This window comes from Marinomonas foliarum (assembly GCF_003337275.1).
Taxonomy (GTDB): Bacteria; Pseudomonadota; Gammaproteobacteria; order Pseudomonadales; family Marinomonadaceae; genus Marinomonas; species Marinomonas foliarum.
Window position 1 is genome coordinate 111374 of the sequence record NZ_QPJQ01000008.1, and the last position, 21048, is coordinate 132421.

At 43.2% G+C, this 21048-nt stretch carries 15 protein-coding genes and 1 tRNA gene; 15 read left to right on the top strand and 1 reads right to left on the bottom strand.

The window, feature by feature from the left end; translation table 11 throughout:
* Nucleotides 1-77: 77 nt before the first annotated feature.
* The 11 genes from tkt (at nt 78) to serA (ending at nt 14224) form a co-directional block, all read left to right on the top strand.
* Nucleotides 78-2078 carry a transketolase gene (tkt, locus tag DFP77_RS06405; protein ID WP_114411447.1) on the top strand — a complete coding sequence of 667 codons (2001 nt, stop codon included), beginning with the start codon at nt 78-80 and terminating at the stop codon, nt 2076-2078.
* A 110-nt stretch (nt 2079-2188) separates the two neighbouring features.
* On the top strand, nt 2189-3220 hold the full coding sequence (locus tag DFP77_RS06410) for a type I glyceraldehyde-3-phosphate dehydrogenase (RefSeq protein ID WP_114411448.1): 1032 nt from the start codon (nt 2189-2191) through the stop codon (nt 3218-3220).
* A 34-nt stretch (nt 3221-3254) separates the two neighbouring features.
* On the top strand, nt 3255-4418 hold the full coding sequence (locus DFP77_RS06415; RefSeq protein WP_114411449.1) for a phosphoglycerate kinase: 1164 nt from the start codon (nt 3255-3257) through the stop codon (nt 4416-4418).
* Between the two features lie 297 nt (nt 4419-4715).
* Nucleotides 4716-5783, top strand: a complete 1068-nt coding sequence (fba, locus tag DFP77_RS06420) for a class II fructose-bisphosphate aldolase (RefSeq protein ID WP_114411450.1) — start codon at nt 4716-4718, stop codon at nt 5781-5783.
* Nucleotides 5784-5907: 124 nt separating this feature from the next.
* A tRNA-Leu gene (locus DFP77_RS06425) sits at nt 5908-5992 on the top strand.
* Nucleotides 5993-6257: 265 nt separating this feature from the next.
* Nucleotides 6258-7289: a type 1 periplasmic-binding domain-containing protein gene (locus DFP77_RS06430; RefSeq protein ID WP_239544447.1), complete on the top strand. Its 1032-nt coding sequence runs from the start codon at nt 6258-6260 to the stop codon at nt 7287-7289.
* Nucleotides 7277-9874 carry a LuxQ periplasmic sensor domain-containing protein gene (locus DFP77_RS06435; RefSeq protein WP_114411452.1) on the top strand — a complete coding sequence of 866 codons (2598 nt, stop codon included), beginning with the start codon at nt 7277-7279 and terminating at the stop codon, nt 9872-9874. Before DFP77_RS06430 ends, DFP77_RS06435 begins: the two co-directional genes overlap by 13 nt.
* Nucleotides 9871-10566, top strand: coding sequence for a 5'-methylthioadenosine/S-adenosylhomocysteine nucleosidase (gene mtnN, locus DFP77_RS06440; RefSeq protein WP_114411453.1), 696 nt, complete (start codon nt 9871-9873; stop codon nt 10564-10566). Before DFP77_RS06435 ends, mtnN begins: the two co-directional genes overlap by 4 nt.
* Before the next feature lie 4 nt (nt 10567-10570).
* The gene (locus DFP77_RS06445; RefSeq protein ID WP_114411454.1) at nt 10571-11557 is read left to right on the top strand and encodes a hypothetical protein; all 987 of its coding nucleotides are present in this window, start codon (nt 10571-10573) and stop codon (nt 11555-11557) included.
* A gap of 113 nt (nt 11558-11670) precedes the next feature.
* Nucleotides 11671-12774: a tRNA (uridine(54)-C5)-methyltransferase TrmA gene (gene trmA, locus DFP77_RS06450; RefSeq protein ID WP_114411455.1), complete on the top strand. Its 1104-nt coding sequence runs from the start codon at nt 11671-11673 to the stop codon at nt 12772-12774.
* 220 nt (nt 12775-12994) lie between these two features.
* Nucleotides 12995-14224: a phosphoglycerate dehydrogenase gene (gene serA / locus DFP77_RS06455; protein WP_114411456.1), complete on the top strand. Its 1230-nt coding sequence runs from the start codon at nt 12995-12997 to the stop codon at nt 14222-14224.
* A gap of 94 nt (nt 14225-14318) precedes the next feature.
* Here the strand turns inward: serA and DFP77_RS06460 are convergent, their stop codons facing one another.
* Nucleotides 14319-16205 (bottom strand): methyl-accepting chemotaxis protein, encoded by a 1887-nt coding sequence (locus tag DFP77_RS06460; protein ID WP_114411457.1) that lies wholly within the window; start codon nt 16203-16205, stop codon nt 14319-14321.
* 425 nt (nt 16206-16630) lie between these two features.
* Here DFP77_RS06460 and DFP77_RS06465 point away from each other — a divergent pair, with 425 nt between their 5' ends.
* The 4 genes from DFP77_RS06465 (at nt 16631) to DFP77_RS06480 (ending at nt 20574) form a co-directional block, all read left to right on the top strand.
* The gene (locus DFP77_RS06465) at nt 16631-17740 is read left to right on the top strand and encodes an extracellular solute-binding protein (RefSeq protein WP_114411458.1); all 1110 of its coding nucleotides are present in this window, start codon (nt 16631-16633) and stop codon (nt 17738-17740) included.
* A gap of 74 nt (nt 17741-17814) precedes the next feature.
* Entirely contained in the window at nt 17815-18897 is a 1083-nt protein-coding gene (locus DFP77_RS06470; protein ID WP_114411468.1) for an ABC transporter ATP-binding protein, read from the top strand.
* A complete protein-coding gene (locus DFP77_RS06475) occupies nt 18890-19777 on the top strand; it encodes an ABC transporter permease (RefSeq protein ID WP_114411459.1) in 888 nt (295 codons plus the stop codon). Before DFP77_RS06470 ends, DFP77_RS06475 begins: the two co-directional genes overlap by 8 nt.
* Nucleotides 19774-20574 carry an ABC transporter permease gene (locus DFP77_RS06480; RefSeq protein ID WP_114411460.1) on the top strand — a complete coding sequence of 267 codons (801 nt, stop codon included), beginning with the start codon at nt 19774-19776 and terminating at the stop codon, nt 20572-20574. The genes DFP77_RS06475 and DFP77_RS06480 overlap by 4 nt, the downstream gene beginning before the upstream one ends.
* Nucleotides 20575-21048: the final 474 nt, after the last annotated feature.

A 21048-nucleotide genomic window follows, 5' to 3' on the forward strand; every position in this document is an offset into this window, starting at 1 on the left:
CCAACCTTGTATCGTGGTTCTATCCCGTAGAGAATGTTACTTCTATTGTTCGTTAAGCTATCAGGAGTGGAATAACCATGCCGTCTCGTAAACAACTTGCTAACGCCATACGTGCATTGAGTATGGATGCCGTACAAAAAGCTAACTCTGGTCACCCCGGTGCACCAATGGGTATGGCGGATATCGCTGAAGTGCTATGGAATGATTTTTTAAAGCACAACCCAAACAATTCAAAATGGGTTGATCGCGACCGCTTTGTGTTGTCAAACGGCCATGGCTCTATGCTGATTTATTCTTTATTGCACCTATCTGGTTATAAATTGGCAATTGAAGACTTAAAACAGTTTCGTCAACTTCACTCTAAAACACCGGGTCACCCAGAATATGGATATACCGATGGCGTAGAAACCACAACGGGACCATTGGGCGCGGGTATTAGTAACGCCGTCGGTATGGCGCTTGCTGAGAAAACCTTAGCTGCGCAGTTTAACCGCGAAGGGCATACTGTCGTCGACCACAACACCTATTGCTTCCTTGGTGACGGTTGTTTGATGGAAGGTATTTCTCACGAGTCGGCTTCTCTTGCTGGAACGCTAGGTTTGGGTAAATTGGTTGCGTTTTGGGATGACAACGGTATTTCTATCGATGGTCATGTTGAAGGTTGGTTTACTGATAATACACCGCAGCGTTTCGAAGCGTACGGCTGGCATGTTATTGCTGATGTAGATGGACATGATCCAGAAGCGATCAAAGCGGCGATTGAAGCGGCAAAAGCTGAAACAACTAAGCCAACGTTGATTTGCTGCAAAACCATTATTGGTTTTGGTTCGCCAAATAAATCTGGTAGTCATGATTGCCACGGCGCGCCACTAGGCGATGCAGAAATTGCGGCTGCACGTGAATTCCTTGGTTGGCCGCATGCTCCGTTCGAGGTTCCTGCTGATGTTTACTCTGGTTGGGATGCGAAAGAAGCGGGCTCTGCTCGTGAAGCTCAGTGGAATGCACAATTTGAAGCGTACAAAGCAGCTTACCCAGAATTGGCGGCTGAATTTGAACGTCGTGTGATTAAGGGTGAATTGCCTGCAGACTTCGAAGCGAAAGCACAAGCTTTCATTCAAGAAAGCCAAGACAAAGGTGAAAGCATCGCGAGCCGTAAAGCATCTCAGAATTCGATTGGTTTCTTTGGTGCTATGTTGCCAGAGTTGCTAGGTGGCTCTGCGGATCTTGCTGGTTCTAACTTGACGTTATGGTCTGGTTCAAAAGGTATTCAAGACGATCCAGCAGGCAACTATGTTTTCTATGGTGTTCGTGAGTTTGGTATGAGCGGTATCATGAATGGTGCTTCTTTGCATGGTGGTTTTATTAACTACGGTGCGACCTTTATGATGTTTATGGAATATGCCCGTAACGCGGTTCGTATGTCTGCTTTGATGGGCATTCAAAACGTATTTGTTTACACGCACGATTCTATTGGTCAAGGCGAAGACGGTCCAACGCATCAACCTATTGAGCAGTTAGCGAATTTGCGTATGACGCCAAATATGTCTGTATGGCGTCCATGTGATGCCGCGGAAACAGCGATTGCTTGGAAAGCGGGTATTGAACGTCGTACTGGCCCAACGTCTTTGGTATTCTCTCGCCAAGGTTTGCCTGCGCAAGCACGTGATGCACAGCAATTAGCTAACGCAGCGAAAGGTGGCTATGTGCTGAAAGATTGCACTGGTACACCTGATCTTATCTTGATCGCTACAGGTTCTGAAGTAGGCCTAGCAATGGACTCTGCTGAAGCACTTACAGCGAAAGGCAAGAATGTGCGTGTGGTTTCTATGCCATCCACTGATGTCTTTGATGCCCAAGACGCCGCGTACAAAGAATCTGTATTGCCAAGTAGCGTGACTAAGCGCGTTTCTATCGAAGCGGCCCATACAGATTACTGGTACAAATACGTTGGTTTCGACGGCGCTATGGTGGGGATGACGACGTTTGGTGAGTCGGCTCCTGGTGGTGATCTTATGAAACACTTCGGCTTTACAGTAGACAATGTGGTTGCGACTGCTGAGAAAATTCTAGCTGCGTAATCTGGTGCTTGATAAGAAAAGAGGTATACGTTTGTATGCCTCTTTTTCCTTTTATTAAGGCGGAAGGTGATGGTTTTTGATCACTTTCTTTGCGATGAAGTAGTAGGAATATGTTGCGAGTCGCTATAAATGGTTATGGTCGTATCGGACGTTCGATATTGCGAGCGTTGTATGAAAACGGCTACCGCGATCACATTCAAGTGGTTGCTATTAATGAATTGTCCGATATTGAGACAATCAGTTATCTTACTCGCTATGACACCACTCATGGCCGTTTCCCTAAGCCTGTTTCGACCCAAGGCAATGCCTTGTTGATCGGTGACGATAGTATTTTATGTTTTTCTTGTGCTACTCCTGATGAGTTGGATTGGTCGTCTCTTGAACTGGATATGGTGCTGGAGTGTTCGGGCAGTTTTTCTAGTCGAGAAGGTGCGCAAGCCTATCTGAATGCCGGTGTTCCCAGAATGTTGCTATCCCAGCCTGCTGCGGCTGATGTGGATGCGACTATTGTGTATGGTTTTAATCATCAGGACATTCAGGCAAATCAAAACATTGTGTCAGCGGCATCTTGTACGACGAATTGTTTGATTCCGGTTTTGGATGTGGTGAAGCAGTTTGCGGGTGTGGCGCATGGCATGACGCAAACAATCCACTCGGCGATGAATGATCAGCCTGTGATTGATGGCTATCACACCAAGGATTTACGTCTTACCCGTGCAGCGTTGAGCTCTATTATTCCAGTTGATACCGGTTTAGCGAAAGGTATTACACGGATGATGCCAGAACTTGACGGAAAGTTGGGTTGTAATGCAGTGCGTGTGCCAACATTAAATGTCTCTGTAATTGATTTGGTATTGCGTACAGAGCGGGATGTAACAGTAGAACAAATAAATACCCAGTTAGAACAAGCGGCAAGCTCAAAATACGCTGGATTAATGGGGTTTACCAAAGAAGCGCATGCGTCTGTGGATTTTAATCATGATCCACGTTCTGTAATTATCGATAGTACACAAACCCAAGTAATTGATCAGAGAATGGTGAAGTTACTGTGTTGGTTTGATAATGAATGGGGCTACGCTAACCGTATGTTGGACGTGGCTAAGCATTGGGCAGGTGTGATTGAACAATCAAATTTGGATTGAGACATCAGAAGTTTAAACGACGAGGACATCGTACATGACTGTAATTAATATGAAAGACGTGGATCTGACGAACAAAAGAGTATTGATCCGTGAAGATCTTAACGTACCTGTTAAAGATGGCAAAGTGACGAGTGATGCACGTATTCGCGCAGCCTTGCCAACTATTAAGTTGGCGTTAGCCGCTGGCGCTAAAGTGATGGTGATGTCACACCTTGGTCGTCCAACAGAAGGGCAGTACGAAGAAGAATTTTCTCTTCAACCTGTAGCGACACATCTTGCTAGTTTGCTAGGGCAAGATGTGCCATTAGCCAAAGACTGGTTGGATGGCGTTGAGGTTGAATCTGGTCAACTTGTTTTGGTTGAAAACGTGCGTTTTAACCTTGGCGAGAAAAAAGATGACGAAACCTTGTCTAAAAAAATGGCGGCTTTGTGTGATGTGTTCGTAATGGACGCATTTGGAACGGCTCACCGTGCTCACGCATCAACTCACGGCGTTGCCAAATACGCGCCTGTGGCTTGTGCTGGCCCATTATTAGCTGCAGAGTTAGAGGCATTAGGTAAAGCGCTTGATAATCCAGCACGTCCTTTGGTTGCTGTGGTTGGTGGTTCAAAAGTATCGACTAAATTAACGGTATTAGAGTCCTTATCTAAAGTCTGCGATCAGCTGATCGTGGGTGGTGGTATTTCCAATACATTTGTTGCTGCTCGAGGCTACAATGTAGGTAAGTCATTGCATGAAAAAGATTTAATTCCTCAAGCTCAAAAGCTAATGGCTGACTTAGATATTCCTGAGTTGACAGATGTTCGTGTGGGCACAGAGTTTTCAGAAACGGCGGTTGCAACGATTAAGCCTGTTGACCAGGTAGCTGATAACGAGGAAATCATGGACTTAGGTCCGGATTCCGCTCAAGTGCTTGCTGATATTCTAAAAAATGCTAAAACCATTCTATGGAATGGCCCGTGTGGTGTGTTTGAGTTTGATAATTTTTCTAAGGGCACAGAGGTTGTTGCTCAAGCCATTGCTGATAGCGATGCCTTCTCTGTTGCTGGTGGCGGAGATACATTAGCGGCGATTGATAAGTACGGTCTGGCAGACAAGATTTCTTATATTTCAACCGGTGGTGGGGCGTTTTTAGAATTTGTTGAAGGAAAAGTGCTTCCAGCGGTTGCGATGTTGGAATCACGCGCGCAAAATTAGTATCAAAGAATGACAAAGATTGTTCTAAAACACTTTATAAGAAATAAAAAGGCGTAAAGCCTGTTTCGTTAGCACCGGTGTAAGCTTAATGTGAGTTGTGCTGAAAGCGGTGTTGATGAAAAACAAAACTAGAGAGTGACCTACTCAGCGAAAGCCGAGTATGACAATAACGATAAGGCGTAAGCCACATAGCTTGTGATGAACAATGCTATGACTACAAATAATGTGAGTTAACTAACACCGTAACTCCAAACGTTATAAATACAATATAAGACAAATTGTCAGAGGAAAGCTTTTATGCCTTTAATTAGTATGCGTCAACTGCTCGATCATGCAGCGGAACACAGCTATGGTTTGCCAGCGTTCAATGTGAATAACATGGAACAAGTTAAGGCGATCATGGAAGCGGCTCACGAAGTGAACTCGCCAGTTATCATGCAAGCATCAGCTGGTGCTCGTAAGTACGCTGGCTCACACTTTTTACGTCACTTGATTGCGGCTGCCATTGAAGATTATCCACATATCCCTGTTGTTATGCATCAGGACCATGGTACGTCTCCTGCTATTTGCCAACGTTCTATACAGCTTGGCTTTTCGTCTGTGATGATGGACGGCTCTTTGATGGCTGATGGTAAAACGCCAGCAAGTTATGATTACAACGTAGACGTAACCCGTCGTACGGTTGAGTTCGCTCATGCTTGTGGCGTATCTGTGGAAGGCGAGCTTGGTGTATTGGGCTCTCTAGAGACAGGCCAAGCGGGTGAAGAAGATGGCGTGGGCGCAGAAGGTATTCTTTCTCACGATCAAATGCTGACGGATCCACAAGAAGCTGTAGATTTTGTTAATGCGACAGGTATTGACGCATTGGCAGTAGCGATTGGTACAAGCCATGGTGCTTACAAATTTACGCGTCCGCCTACTGGCGATATTCTTGACATTGAACGTATTGCGAAAATCGTAGAACTACTACCAAACACGCATATCGTATTGCACGGCTCGTCTTCTGTTCCTCAGGATTGGTTGTCTATCATCAACGAGTTCGGTGGTGAAATTCCAGAAACTTACGGCGTGCCAGTAGATGAAATCGTTAAGGCGATTCGTTACGGAGTTCGTAAAGTGAATATCGATACGGATTTACGTTTGGCTGCAACAGGCGCGATTCGTCGTAGTTTGGCTGAACACAAAGGTAACTTTGATCCACGTAAATACTTAACAGAAAGTATTAAAGCGATGAAGGCAGTTTGTATCGACCGCTATGAAGCGTTTGGTTGTGCTGGTCAGGCTTCTCGTATCCACACGATGGATCTTGAAGAAATGGCTGTGCGTTACGAGCGTGGCGAATACGCTAACGGTCGTGTTTTTTAAACGCTGTAGCTCCTAAAAATGGCGAGCAAGTGGGGCTAGGGAAATATTTTTTAAGTTTTTTACTAAAAATATAAAAAAACTATTGACCGAAAAACTCAATTACCTATAATGCTCGCCATTCCTTGCGGGAGTGGTGGAATTGGTAGACACGCTGGATTTAGGTTCCAGTGCTTCACGGCGTGAGAGTTCGAGTCTCTCCTTCCGCACCAAATTTAAAAAAAGCTGACTTTATGTCGGCTTTTTTTATGTCTGAAATTTGTACTAGCCTGTCATGTTCCTACTTTTGGTTACTCTTTCTGCCATTTTTGGGTGTCTGTCGGTATTTTCTTGTTCCTGTTGTCACGAAAGTTCGTTAATTTAGTTAGAATAAATCTTTCTGCGGATGGTATATCAGGTTTGATAATGCATAGGCTTCGTATTTTTGTCGTATTCCTTTTTCTTGGATGTGCTTGCCTGACAGCGCAAGCTGCAAATATGGCGTTAAATATTATGGACAGCCATGATTATTATCAGATGAGCCCGAGGCAAGGCCCTTTAGCCGAACAGTTTACAACCATTATTAATTCTCCCCCTAGTCCAGTCCGAATAACGCAAAAAAGTGCGGTACGTATTGCGTTGTTTCTATTTGGGGATGAAGACTCTATTGAAAATAGAGCGCTTCAGGTTGCGCTCAGAAAACGTATGCGAGAATTGGGCATTGATTATCGGTTGGATGTTTATCTAGATCGTACGGAAAGTGAAACAGATTTTTCGGCGTACCTTAAAATAGCTGCGACGCCTCCCGATTATATTGTGATGACGAAGCTTGGCTTTGTTCAGCGACGTTTTTTAGAGCGTTTTCTACGAACGGGGAAGAGCAAAGTTATTTTGTATGATTTTGCCTCGCCGCTAACCCATTGGATGAATAATCCCCCACTAATGTATATCGGTTTTGATCAGAAAAGAGCAACAACTAGATTAGCAAGCTATCTTGATCGCCAATTGCCTCCAGAAACCACCATTTCAGCTTTGGTATTACCAGCCAGTTACCTTGGTCATTCACGTTGTGATTTATTTTTAGATGAAATGCTGAAGTACAACCGACAAGTTAGCCGTATCCGTGTCGTTGCAGATGATAAGGTGCAAGCGTTTAAGGCAGCGAAAGTATTCTTAAAAGAGACACCGACAGATTTTATTTTTAGTTGCTCTCAACATATATCTGAGGGCGTTGTTGCGGCTTTGGAAGAAGACTCTCCTGGCTTGAAGACGCAAACCAATGCGTGGGGATTGTCTCCTAATGGGATTGCGGATTTAGTCAACCGGAACGTCAAAGTGAGTGTTCTGTTTATGAAGGATGATTTATCCATTGCTGTTGCTGAGGCCATTAAGCTTGATCTCGAAGGAAAGAACATGCCAGCTCTCTATGTTGGGAATTCAACCCTAATGCCTGCTGAATTAGACTCAGAGAGTTTACGTTTGATGGTTCAGCAAGCTTATCAATATTCGGTGGAATTATGGCAGCAGTAACGGAGAGTTTACAGCGTCGATTACAGCAAAAATCGCTCTTGTTGATGGGCGCGATTTTTTTGGTCGTCGCATTATTAAGTGTCTTTTTTATTGAAACATTGACTCAAGCTGCGAAAGACAAAAACTTGGTGCTAAAGCACCAAGTGGCTGAGCAAGCTTTTAATGCGTATTTAGCACGCGCTGAAGATGAGATGAAGTTTATTGGGCAAGACCTTTCTTCGAGTGACTATATTGCTGGGCGTGAGTTGGACTTATTATTCAGTCATCATGAAGTGTTGTTTTTCGGAGGTTTAGACTTTTTCTATATCGAATGGGCCAATGGTAACTCTTCCATGGATCCAAGAGCTCGTCTGTTTACTAAGACGGACTTTAAAGCAGTCATTGGGGCAGGGCTGTTAAATCGGTGGGCATCTGTTAAGACAGACGATGGTGCATCCTTGCTGATGCTGAAAACGAAATTGTTATCGGCTGAGAAGGACAGTACTGGCTTTCTGTATGGCTTTATTTCATTAAATGACAATTTGACCTTAGCAAATGAGCTGTTGGAAAGCGCAGGTGTGAGTGCCGTTCGTATTTACGATGTGTCACATAACCGTGTTTTATTGGAAGAGCGTAAAGCGGGAGTGAATTTATCCAATAATACATTGCGTGCGAGTTTGCCTTTAGTTTCACCTATTCAGGCAAATCTACAGTTGGATGTGATAGAAGCGCATTCCATTTCCTCTGCCATTTTTACGAATGCTTTGCCGCTAATCCTATCTGTGGGTGTTGTTTTGTTGGTGTTTTATTTTTTGCTTGCTCGACAGATGAAAATATTAATCTTTCAGCCTATCGAAACGGTAGTATATAAACATCAAGAAGAGCTTATTCCCTACATTGAGTTGCAGCCTATCCAACGTCAAAATCGTCAGCTTATGGCTGAGATTCAAGCGAAAAATAAGCGTTTTCTTTTGCTATCAGACTCGATAAACAGTGCTGTTATCTTCTGCAATGAGGTTGCAGAAGTTGAGTTGATTAATAGCGAAGCCCGTCATGTTTTTCCTGATTCAGTCAAAGCCCGAACGCTTTTTGACTTTATGCCTATTGCCAGCCATCGATCTATTCAAGATGCATTGAAGGGTAATATCGGTATTACCTTTGATTTGACTATGAATGATTTAGGTCGGATATATCAATGGCAGGCTTATACATTTAGAAATGAAAATGACTACCGTGGTTTGCTATTGGTAGGGAAAAATATTACTCGAGAAACTAGCCTTACTTGGCAGTTAGAACAATTACATCCATTGTCATCTCTGGTAGAGAAAAAAGTAGATACGGATGCCATATTGAATGAATTAAACTACCTTTCTACATTACCAGATCATATTGAATCAAGCCATTTACAAGGATGGATGACCTTGCTGTTGTCTGTTTTAGATGACATTAGTCAGCAAGAAACGGATGTCTCCTACCTTCCTCTTGGGGATATCTTTCGACAGGAAAGCGATAGAGTGATGGCAGCCATGGGCATGGAAGCTACGCGGGCGGTGGTTGACTGTTCTGTTGAGTCTGGTAGCAAAGTCGTGGCGATAGGAAAGCATTTTCGTGGGTTGGTTCGTACGTTACTCATGATGGTTATGTCGAATGATATGGCCGAACGACGTTTAAGTATTCGATTTATCAGCGATATGGAGCTAGAGATCATCGCAATGAACGATATGGCTTTTCGGCCATTGTTTTTTTGGATGATTAAAATGTTGTCTGAAAGTCTTGGTGGACAGAAACAAACACTTCAAAATAACGCTTTGCAGCTAAATTTAATGATGGAGGTTAACCACTCAGCAGAGGAAACTTTATCGTTAAAACCAAACCAAGTTATCGCTTGGGTCGCCAATGATTATCCTTACGCTTCTAATATCACTGAGGCGTTACAAAGGTTTGGCTTGGAGGTGGAGGTGTATGCTTCTTCAGATAGCTTTTTTACTCAGTCCAGTGTTTTAACGAAGTTTGATGCGGTATTGATAGGTTGTGATAAAGACGTCCAATCTCAAATTGATATGACATTGGCTCTCAAGCTGAAACATAAACGAGACCATCTTCCCGTTATTTGGCTGAATAGCCGATTCCCTTTACATATTGATGATAGTGTTTATACCTTGCAAGGTTGTTTCTTCGATTACAATTTGTATCAAGTGCTACTTAAGGCATGCGAAGAAGACGGGATCTCCATTGCACATTATAACGAAGAAGAAGTGTGTTGGGTGATGGTCGGTGGCAGCCGAGTCACCAAGGCTATTTGGTACAATGAACTGGATCAATGCACTATTGCCACGCAATGGCTGGCAGATTTGGTTGATTATGATGTGGTGTTATCGTATCAGCCTAATGCCATTATCGTGTTGTTGGAGCCCCAGCCATCGGCTGTCATTTTAGCTGCACAGGCTGCTTTTCCTAATGTGCGCTTCTATGCTGTACAAAAGTGGCTGGAAATGCCGGATAATGTGGTTGTGTTTGATTTGGTTTCACCTAACTCTGGTGAGAAAATACGGTTTTTTGCAAAAGATGTTATGCAACACAATACAAATTCTAGGAGTAATGAATGAGCGTAATTGGATTAATCGGCGCCATGGATGAAGAAGTCGCAGTCATCAAAGCTTGGATGACAGACCTTCGAGAGCAGTCTATTGCTGGGTGTGATTTTTTTATCGGCCACTTTGAAGGTAAAGACGTTGTTTTGCTTAAATCTGGTATTGGTAAAGTAAACGCCGCTGTGTCTACTACATTGCTATTGTCTGAGTTTAATCCTGAATATGTGATTAATATTGGTTCTGCAGGAGGCTTCGATCCTGAACTACAGGTTGGCGATGTGGTGATTTCAGATCAGGTTGTCCACCATGATGTGGATGTGACCGCCTTTGGTTATGTTATGGGGCAAGTTCCCAATATGCCAGCGACTTACCCAGCCGATGTGGCTTTAATTAACAAAGCTAAGAGCGCCTTGCAAACAGTGACTCAGGTTCAAGCTAAAGTGGGTTTGATCGGCACTGGGGATAGCTTCATGAATGATCCGGTTCGTGTTGAAGCTGTGCGTGCAACATTTCCAGCCCTTGTTGCTGTTGAGATGGAAGCTGCGGCTGTTGCTCAAGTGTGTTTCAAATTTGGAACGCCGTTCGTGGTAGTTCGTTCTTTATCTGATATCGCAGGAAAAGAATCACCTAAGAGTTTTGAGGAGTATCTAAAAGTAGCTGCTGAGAATTCTTCTTTGATGATTCAACAAATGCTTAAAGGCGATTAGTACAATGAGATCGAAGGGTCGCATTGCGGCTTATTTAGTTGCATGCTGTCCCTTCTATTTACTGGCTACAGATGAAGTGGCTAAAGCTGCGGAGACTCAGCCTGTAGATCAGCAGACGTCCGACGAAACTGAAATACCATGGTGGTTTAGTTCACATGAAACAGTGTCAAATACGATCGGTAATTGGTCGACTAATATAGATTCTTTTTTGTCTGGTGAACCAAGCCTGCAGCATAATGATAGTTATGTGGAGATTCGATTTGGTTCAGTCTTAGAAAAGGATGAAAGCTCAGGTTTTTTTGATTTTAGTGCCAAATTAAGATTACCAAATACTCAAGATAGATTGCGTCTTGTCGTCGAGTCTGAGAGTGACTCTTTAGCTCCGGAAAGCCTACGAGGCGAATCTTCTCAGCAAGACAATGTAGTCAGTTCAGCCTTAAAAAACAGTATTTCTGCCGCTGTACGTTACATAAAAGAAGATATCGGCTTAGATGTTGACGCAGGGATAAAGGTGGATTTCCCTCTAGACCCTTTTTTGCGTTTTCGTTTAACGCAGGGAGAAGCAATTGGTTCGTTTGAATGGTGGCAGAAGCAAGAGGCGTTTGCCTATTATTCTAAAGGAGTGGGTGCGCGTTATGGTATTGGTGTTGGCTACGCTACTAGTCCGACACTGAACTTCGGAATGGATTTTGGTACCACTTGGTTAGATAAAGAAGGGCTTTTTTATGTACGAGAAAACTTTTCGATACAACATCGCGTGAATGACAAAAATCGCTTGGGTTACCAATTGAGCTTCTTGCAATCTGGCGAACATAGTATTGAGCCGGATAGCTATTTATATAATGTTCAATACGAAAGGTTGCTTTATAAAGATTGGTTAATTGGACAAATCAAACCGCAAATGACTTATGAGGCCGAAGACGATTATGATGGCGTTTTTTCATTAACCTTGTCGCTGGCTATTCTACTAGGGCCTGAGTATTTGCATTAGTTGCTGAGTCAAATGTCGAATTTTCTTGCGTGCTATTAGATTTGCATTCCTGTAACTCGTATAATGCCGCGCTCTACGATAATTAGTACTTACCGCTTCCAAGAGAGTCAGCTATGAGACCGGATCAAATTCAACCAGAAATGTACCAAGAACAGCTGCAAAAAAAGCAGTCTGATCTCGCTTCTTTAATGGCAGCCTTGTCATTGCCCGAGCTGGAGGTCTATGAAAGTGCATCTTCTCATTATCGTATGAGAGCTGAATTTCGTATTTGGCACGATGGCGATGACCTGTTTTATGCCATGTTTGACTCAGCTGACCCAAGAACTCCTATTCGTACCGATCAATTTTTGGCGGCATCGAGCCTTATTAATGAACTTATGCCAAAGCTTCTGGATGCGGTTCGCGATATTCCAGTTTTGCGATACAAATTATTCCAAGTGGATTTTTTAACCACGACAACGGGCGAAGCGCTAATTAGTTTGCTTTACCATAAGCCAATTGATGACGAGTGGAATCTTGCCGCTCAGCAGCTCAATAAATTATTTCCTGCGTGTCACTTTATTGGTCGTAGTCGTAAGAAAAAGCAAATTTTGACTCGTGACTTTGTAATGGAAACACTCACAGTTGGCGGGCAAAAGTTTCACTATCAACAAGTGGAAAATAGCTTTACACAGCCGAATGCTGGTATTAATGAAAAAATGTTAGAGTGGGCTTTGGATGTGACCAAAGATGCATCGGGTGACTTGCTAGAGATGTATTGTGGTAATGGCAATTTTTCTATTCCTCTGGCACGCCAGTTTACGCGAGTGGTCGCGACAGAAATATCTAAGGTCTCGGTAAACTCTGCGCAGCTGAATATCGCAATTAACGGTATGGATAATGTTCAAGTGGTTAAAATGGCTAGTGAAGATGTTTCTGCAGCCTTGAATGGTGACGCCGAATTGCCTAAAAGCTTACTTCAGGCTGGCGTGAGTGAGTTATCACCCTCTGTTGTGTTAGTTGACCCACCTCGTGCAGGTCTAGATGATGCGACGGTAGAGCTCATACGTAAAATAGATTCTATTCTGTATATCTCCTGTAACCCTGAGACGCTCAAAGCAAATTTAGAAGCATTATCAAGTACTCATGATGTGGTTCGATATGCGATGTTTGATCAGTTTCCTTATACGCATCATGTGGAAACTGGCATTTACTTGGAGCGTAAGACTAATTCCTAAAATAAAAAAAAAGAGGCAGTGAGGCCTCTTTTTTTTATATTGAGACAGTGTGACTCACATTTTTTGAAGACGTTTAGATTGTATTAGTATCAATATTTTGTATGAGTTTCACTCTTATCATAATGAAAGACATTCTTGTATCTTGAATACGACAAAGAATGTTCTGTGGTAACATATGCGCATACATTTCCCCCACCATAATAGAGAAGTCGAACGAGCCATGAGCAACAACTCACTAGACAAAGGCAAAATCAAAATTTTGTTATTAGAAGGCGTTCATCAATCTGCATTGGACGCATTGCATGACGCTGGTTACACCAACATTGAATATCATAAGACAGCATTAGCGGAAGATGAGCTCATCGAAAAGATCTCAGAAGCGCACTTCATTGGTATTCGCTCTCGCACTCAGTTGACTGAAAAAGTTTTAGCGCATGCTAATAAGCTGGTTGCTATTGGTTGTTTCTGCATCGGTACAAATCAAGTTGATTTAGATGCGGCAAGCGAAAAAGGCATTGTGGTATTTAATGCGCCTTACTCTAATACTCGTAGTGTTGCTGAGTTGGTGTTGGGTCAATTAATTCTATTACTTCGCGGCATTCCTGCGAAAAACGCAGCATGTCATCGCGGCGGTTGGATTAAGTCTGCTGTAGGGTCTTTCGAAACTCGTGGTAAGCGTTTAGGCATTATTGGTTACGGAAGTATCGGTACTCAATTGAGTGTTTTGGCGGAATCTTTAGGCATGGAAGTATGCTTTTACGATATCGTTACCAAGCTACCTTTGGGTAATGCACGTCAAATTAAAAGTCTGAAAGAATTGCTTTCAACAAGTGACATTATCAGCTTGCATGTGCCAGAAACGAGTTCCACTAAGATGATGATTGGTGCGAAAGAAGTGTCACAGATGAAGCAAGGCTCTATCTTTGTTAATGCTTCTCGCGGCACAGTAGCTGATCTAGACGCAGTGGCAGAAGCGATTAAAACGGGTGCTTTGGGTGGTGCGGCAGTCGATGTGTTCCCTGTTGAGCCCAAAGGCAATGACGAAGAATTTGTTTCTCCGCTTCGGGGTTTGGACAATGTGATACTAACGCCTCATATCGGTGGTAGCACAATGGAAGCGCAAGAGAACATTGGTATTGAAGTAGCTGATAAGCTGGTTAAATACTCTGACGTTGGTACGACAACCGCAGCGGTTAACTTCCCTGAAGTGGCGCTACCAGCTCAGGCTAATAATCATCGTATTCTTCATATTCATGAAAACCGCCCAGGTGTGCTTTCTAAGATCAATGCGATCTTCTCTGAGAACAACATCAATATCACAGGTCAGTACCTTCGTACCACGGAGAAACTTGGCTACATGGTAATGGACGTAGATGCAGAAGAAGGCGAATTAGCGCTTGAGAAAGTGAAAGAAGTCGAAGGAACCGTTAAAGCACGCGTTTTGTTTTAAGCTTTTACTTTGTATTCTTAATAAAAAATCCAGCTACGGCTGGATTTTTTGTTTCTGTGACTTTTCATTTTGGATGAGAATTCAGCCTTGGGAGTTAGCTAATTCCTAAGGTTGTCGTGATGTCTTGAATCTTCTGTTTGATGTTGTTTGTCACGCCTGTCATAAATTCTTCCGATTCGTTTGCTTGCTCTCTGACTTTTACCACAGCACTATTTAGCTTATTCATGCCCAATTTTTGCTCCGCAGCATAGCCTGTTGCCTTTTTCGCCAAGTGACTCGATTGTTTAGACTTTTCGAGAATATCTTGAGCGGACTGTCCAAGCGCGTGGGTTAAGTCTATTTGCTCGATCGAAGCCGTTTCAATCAGTTCGATATTCTGGGTAAGTTTATCTGTCGCCGATGTAAGAAGAGAGAAAATCTTAGTGATCTCTTCTAGGGATTGTTGGGTTCGGGTTGAAAGGGTTCTTACCTCAGAGGCGACGACAGCAAAACCACGGCCATGTTCACCTGCTCGTGCGGCTTCAATGGCAGCGTTTAGTGCGAGTAAATTGGTTTGCTCCGAAATGTCTTTGATACCACCGACAATAGACGATGCGCTAGACACGGATGAGTTTAAACTGGTTAATGCCTTTTTACTGCTACTGAGTCGATCCACCGTTGTGTGATTGGCGGCGGCTAACGAAGCGGCTTGTTTCACGCTATGCGTCATCGCGGTATTGGTATCGGTAGCATAACTTGCTACTTCTTGAGCACGCACTTCTGCTTTACCTGCAAGGGTCTCTACTTGATTCGACATGTTAAGCGTATCATCCAGTTCTTGCCGCGATGCTGAGCTCAGTTCGTGTACTTGCCCAAAAGCATTGAGCATGTCATTGAGTGATGTCGAAATGTTACTGAGCTCGGTATCCCGTTGCTGGCGTTGCACTGCTATTTGTTCTAGGTAGCGATTTAAATAGTGTGCTACGTCCGATAGTTCATTTTTATTCTTTCCGACTTTAAGGGAGTTGATGTTTTGATGTTCAACCAAGTCTTTTACCGCTGTGTATAAGTCTCTAGCACTTTTTACAACGACTCTATTTTGAAATATATGCACTGAAATAGTGGTTAATATCATCAGGATGACAAAGATAGAAAATGCGATCAGGGTTTGTTGTTGAGTCTCTTGAGCACTTTTCTGGATGTCTTCAGTGCCTGCTTTTAAAATGTCTTCAAGTTGGCTGATTAATGACCGAATTTTGTTTTGTGCGGTTAGGGCTTGTTGGATATTGATAAGGCTAGAGTCAACGTCTTTTAGATAGCGGCTTGACCAAGTATGAAGCTCGCTTTTGGTTTCTTCGAGAGGATCGTCTACTTCGGTTGCGTCTTCTGCGTCGCTTGCCCACCCCATTAATGAGGACAAGTCATCAGCAGTCTCGGTATCTTGTTCTTCATTCAGCTCTAGAATGGGGAGTGTATTAAAGTCAGCGATATGAGATTGAAATGTTGTAATAGATTGAACTAAGCGCTGCTTATTGTCCGCTGTATTCTTGGCAAGGTAGTTACCCTTTGCGTCACTCATATTAGCAAGGTCTGCGTATAGTAAAGCTTGGCTTGCTAAGTAAACTGCGGCGGATTGCATATCATGCAGTGATTGAAATTGTGCAATCTTATCCGACAGGGTATTTAGTGATAACAAGGTTTGCCTTTCATTGTTTTCGATTAAAGCATAGGGATTTCCAGATAGCTTTCCTGCCGCTCTAACGTCAGATTGAAGGCTTTTTTCTATTTCAATTAATTGGGTGTTAATTGGGTCCTTGATCGTGTCGGGAAGTGAGCTAAGTGCGGGGCGAATCTGTTTCGCGATGAATTCCTGTGATGATTGTAGCGCGGATGCTTCCCCTGACGATAAATAGCCTTCAATTTTCTGCTTTAAATTAATAGAAGAGTATTCCCAAACTTGTGTGTAGGCGTCACTTTGCTCAAAGGCGCTGCGAAATTTCATTAAACTCCAAAGGAGCAGGGCGACAAGCATGACCGCAATAACAAGATAGCTCACAGTTGTGGTGCGTGTGACATGGGATATTTTCAATTCAGAACCTACTTTAATCTACATAAATCGATGAATACGACTACCTTAATAGGTGTATGTGACAAAAATGTGACAGTCGTTGTGTGAGGTATATGGGGCAAAAGATTTACATCTACAACGATTTGACTTAAAGCGGCATAATTTTGTTTTTTTGCGACATAAATGGTGCCAATCCTGACTAATTAGCAAAAAAACCTTCCATGGTCACTTTTTCGTCATTATTTTGTATTAGCTTTATAAGATTATTGAATAAGCATTTAATTAAAGTGAGTTTTTAGCTGAAGAGATGCTTTCTGACTGAAATATCCATTAATTATATAAATCAAAGGAGCTCAAGAATGACCCTTTCTCGTCGCCAATTCGTGAAAGGCGCCTCTATTGCAGGTGCTGTTGCCGCTACCCCTTTTTCGATAAACAAGGCTATTGCTGCTAACAAAGAGCTGCGCATTTATGCGTGGGCAGGTTATATAACCGATGAAATGTTAGCGGACTTTAAAGCAAAAACAGGTATTAATGCGACGTTTACACCGTACGGAACGAACGACGAGTTAATGAACTCACTGCGTGCTACAGATGGAACTGGCTTTGATATTATTATGCCGACAGTAGACCGTGTCCCAGGTTATGTAGATTACGATTTAATTCAGCCTCTTGATGTGAAAAGAGTTAACTGGGATGGTTGTTTGGAAAGCGCTTTATCCGGGTCGGATGTTGGCGGAATCGTAAATGGTAAGCGCTACTTCGCTCCATCTGATTGGGGAACCGAGGCGATTGCTTACAATAAGGACTATGCAAAAACCAGTAAAGAGCTAAGTTATGGTGATCTTTGGTTGCCAGAAAATGCGGGTGGCGTAACGGTTCGTGGTCACTCGGCTCTTGTCGGTATTGGGTTGTGGCTTGAAAAAGCGGGCAAACTTCCTTTCCCTCTTTTAGATTCTTACAAAACTGAAAAAGCCATGCGCGCAAATTTCGAAGTCATCTTAAAGGTTGCGGCCGAACATAAAGGTGCTCTTGCTCAGTTTTGGTCTACAGAAAATGAAGCGCAGGGGGCATTTCGCACCAACGGTGCGGTTATTGGCCAAACTTGGGATAGTACTGCCTTCAAGTTGCAATCAGAAGGCGAACCTATTGCCTACGGCGCGCCAAAAGAGGGTGCTCTGGCATGGATGGAAGGCTTTGTTATTCCTAAAAATGCCAATAACGTGGATTCAGTTTATGAATTTATTAACTGGTATTACACGCCTGAAGCGGGCGCGATGTTCGTTAAATCCACTGGTTATAACTCTACATCAAAAGGTGCGGATGCTTTATTGCCAGCTGAAACTAAGCAGTTCTTCCAAGACTCTTACAGCGAACAAGATCTAGCCAACCTATGGTGGTGGCCTATTCAAGAACCATGGTACGTTGCATTGCGTAACGAATACCAAGACCGTTACTTGTCTGCATAACCTCGAAGGCCCCTTGTGATTGTATGTCACAAGGGGCTTTTTTGTATCGAGAAAAAATAACCAGCGAGAGAAATATGGATAGCAGTGTTCACCTAGATAATACCGTCATGCAATTTGGCGACTTTACCGCCATACAGAAAACCGATCTAACGATACAATCCGGAGAGTTTTTTAGTTTCTTAGGTCCTTCAGGTTGTGGCAAGACCACGATTTTAAATATGATTAGTGGCTTTATAGACCCAACACAGGGTGATATTAAAATTGGTGGTAAGAGCATGCGTGGCGTGCCTGCTAATAAACGTCCAACATCGATGATTTTTCAAAACCTCGCACTTTTTCCTCTTATGACAGTGGCCGAAAATATTGAGTTCGGCTTAGAGGTTCGCGGTGTTTCGAAAAGTGAGCGCAAAAAAGCCTCAGACCGCTTGCTCGAATTGGTGGCCCTGGAAGGCAGTGGGGCAAAAAAAGTTTCCGAGTTATCCGGTGGTCAAAGACAGCGAATTGCCATTGCACGTGCATTAGCTGTAGAGCCGCAAGTTTTGTTATTGGATGAGCCATTATCCGCATTAGATTTAAAATTACGCCAACATATGCGCACCGAGTTGAAAGCCATTCAGCGCAAAACAGGCATTACCTTTATCTATATTACCCATGACCAAGGCGAGGCGCTGACTATGTCAGACCGAGTGGCTGTGATGTCTGCAGGTCGCATTCAACAAGTTGCTGATCCTATTACTTTATATAGAGATCCCCATACCGCATTTGTTGCCTCTTTTGTGGGTGAGAACAATGGTGTCTCTGGCAAAGTCATTGATGTTAACTCGGGTCTTGTTGTGTTGGATTGTGGTGCGCTTGGTAAGTTAGCTGGGCGCTCACAGGGCAACATTGCTATTGGAACGGATGCCACGCTTTTTATTCGACCTGAGCACTTTAGGTTACAAGCAGAAAACGGAATGCACACCTTAGGAGCGACTATTGACGAGGTGAATTTTGAAGGGGCTTATCTGACATTAAATGCCAAAACGCCTGCCGAGCAAGCATTGTCTATTCAACTTGGAACCCACCAGTTCACTGAATCGTTGAAAAAGGGCGCGCCTGTTAGCCTTTCTTATAATGAGCGAGATGCCATTGTGATTGCAGGAGAGGGTCATGTTTAGTCAGCTAAAGTCGCGGTTCGGTAGCGGATTGGCGGTTGGCATTATAGGTATGATTGCGATTTGGTTGATAGGCTTAGTGATTTTGCCTCAGATCTTGATGGTGGATTACTCATTTCGTCCGAATCTATTACCTGCCGACATTGGCGGGCCAAAAGACGTCTATTCACTGACAAATTACGAGACGTTGTTTAGCAATAAAATACACTTGGCCATTTTCTTCAAAACCATCTGGTCAAGCGTGCTAGTAACGGGATTAACGTTAGTTGTTAGTTATCCAATTGCGTTTTACCTCGCTAAAGTCGCGACTCCTCAAAAGGCTGCGCTTTGTTTGTTGCTATTGATTATTCCGTTTTGGATCAATGAAATTCTGCGCACATTTTCTTGGTACATCATCCTAGCTTATAAAGGACCGCTGAATGCTCTGTTACTAGGGCTGGGGCTGATCGATCGACCTATTCGGTTTTTATCCGGTGATGGTGGTGTGCTTATCGGTATGGTTTACGCCTACATCTTGTTTATGATCTTTCCTATATACAACGCGATTGAGAGCTTGGACACCAATCAAATTAAAGCGGCGCGTAATTTAGGCGCTGGCTGGATCCGTACTCATTGGCGTGTAGTGATTCCTCATGCCAAGCCGGGTATTGCGACAGGTTGTATTATGACCTTTATGTTGGCGGCGGGTAGTTATGCAGTGCCTGCTTTATTGGGCTCACCGGGAAGTCGCTGGTTCACGCAAATTATTTATAATTGGTTTTTTGAAGGTGGTGACTGGAACCAAGGTGCTGCGTATGCATTCTTGTTGTTAATTATCTGTATCGGTTTCATCGCCTTGGTGATGCGTATCTTTAAAGTAGGTTTGGGGGACATTGCAAAATGAAATCCGAAACTATCATGCGCTTCGCCGTACGTTTTTATATTGGCGTGTTTTTTGTCTATCTATTCACACCGCTTATTATTATGGGGCTGGCAACGTTTAACGATAGCCGATTCCCTACCGTGTCCCCTTGGAAAGGGGCAACGCTCAAATGGTTTGAGGCGCTTGCTCAAGATGGTGCTATGTGGACTGCCTTATGGACCAGCGTCATAGTGGCTGCCGGTGTACTGGTGGTTGCTGTGCCGATTGGTATTTGTTGTGCTTTGTTTTTATCGACGGTGCAGGGCAGAGGGAAAACCTTTCTGTATTCATTGATGATGTCTCCGCTATTAACACCGGGTGTAATTGTGGGGATTTCGACACTTATCTTTTGGAAAGGATTGTCGGTTAGTGGTGGTGTATTCCTAACTGTGATTGCTCAGACTACTTTTATTGCTGCTTATGTCATGTTGATGGTGTTGGCTCGTTTGCAGCGATTTGATCGTACGCTTGAAAATGCAGCGTTAAGTTTGGGGGCAACTCAATGGCAAGCGTTCCGACGTATTCTTTTGCCTTATTTGAAGCCTGCAATTTTCTCGGCAGCAGCAATTGCTTTTTTACAATCGTTTGAAAACTACAACACGACGTTGTTTGTTAAAGGCTATGACACGACATTAACCGTTTACATTGCTTCCAAGGTAAGAACAGGGTTAACACCTGCGGTAAATGCGCTAGGGTTAGTGATGATTTCTGTCACTATCTTGTTAGCTGTCATTTACGAACTGAAGCGTCGTCGAGAGCTCTCTAGTAGTTCATCATAATATAGAGTGCTTTAATTGCGATCGAAAAGGCCACTATTTGTACAAATAGTGGCCTTTTCTATGTCTTTTGATTGTTTATTAATCGGATTTTTCTGTTGAAGCAAATAAATATGACAAAATGATAAAAAACCTCAGAAAAGGGTTGCACAAAATCTGTAGATCCTTAATATACGCCCTCGCTGACACGGACAAGGCTTCAGAGCAACGAAGACCAAGTTCAACTAACTAAATATGATTTGGTTAGTCATTCAAGTTAGCACGCTCTTTAAAATAGATAATCAGATAATTTGTGTGGGCGCTCGCTAGAGGCTTCAGAAGATTGTCCGGATTGGTTTTTAACTGATTCGAGATGATCAAAAAAATTGAAGTCTTGCGAAACGTCTAACACGTCAATTCGCTTTATGTTGGCTTATTGTTCTTAGGGATGATGAGTCGATTAAGTTATTGTTAGTGTAATAGATTTTGAGTAAGCAA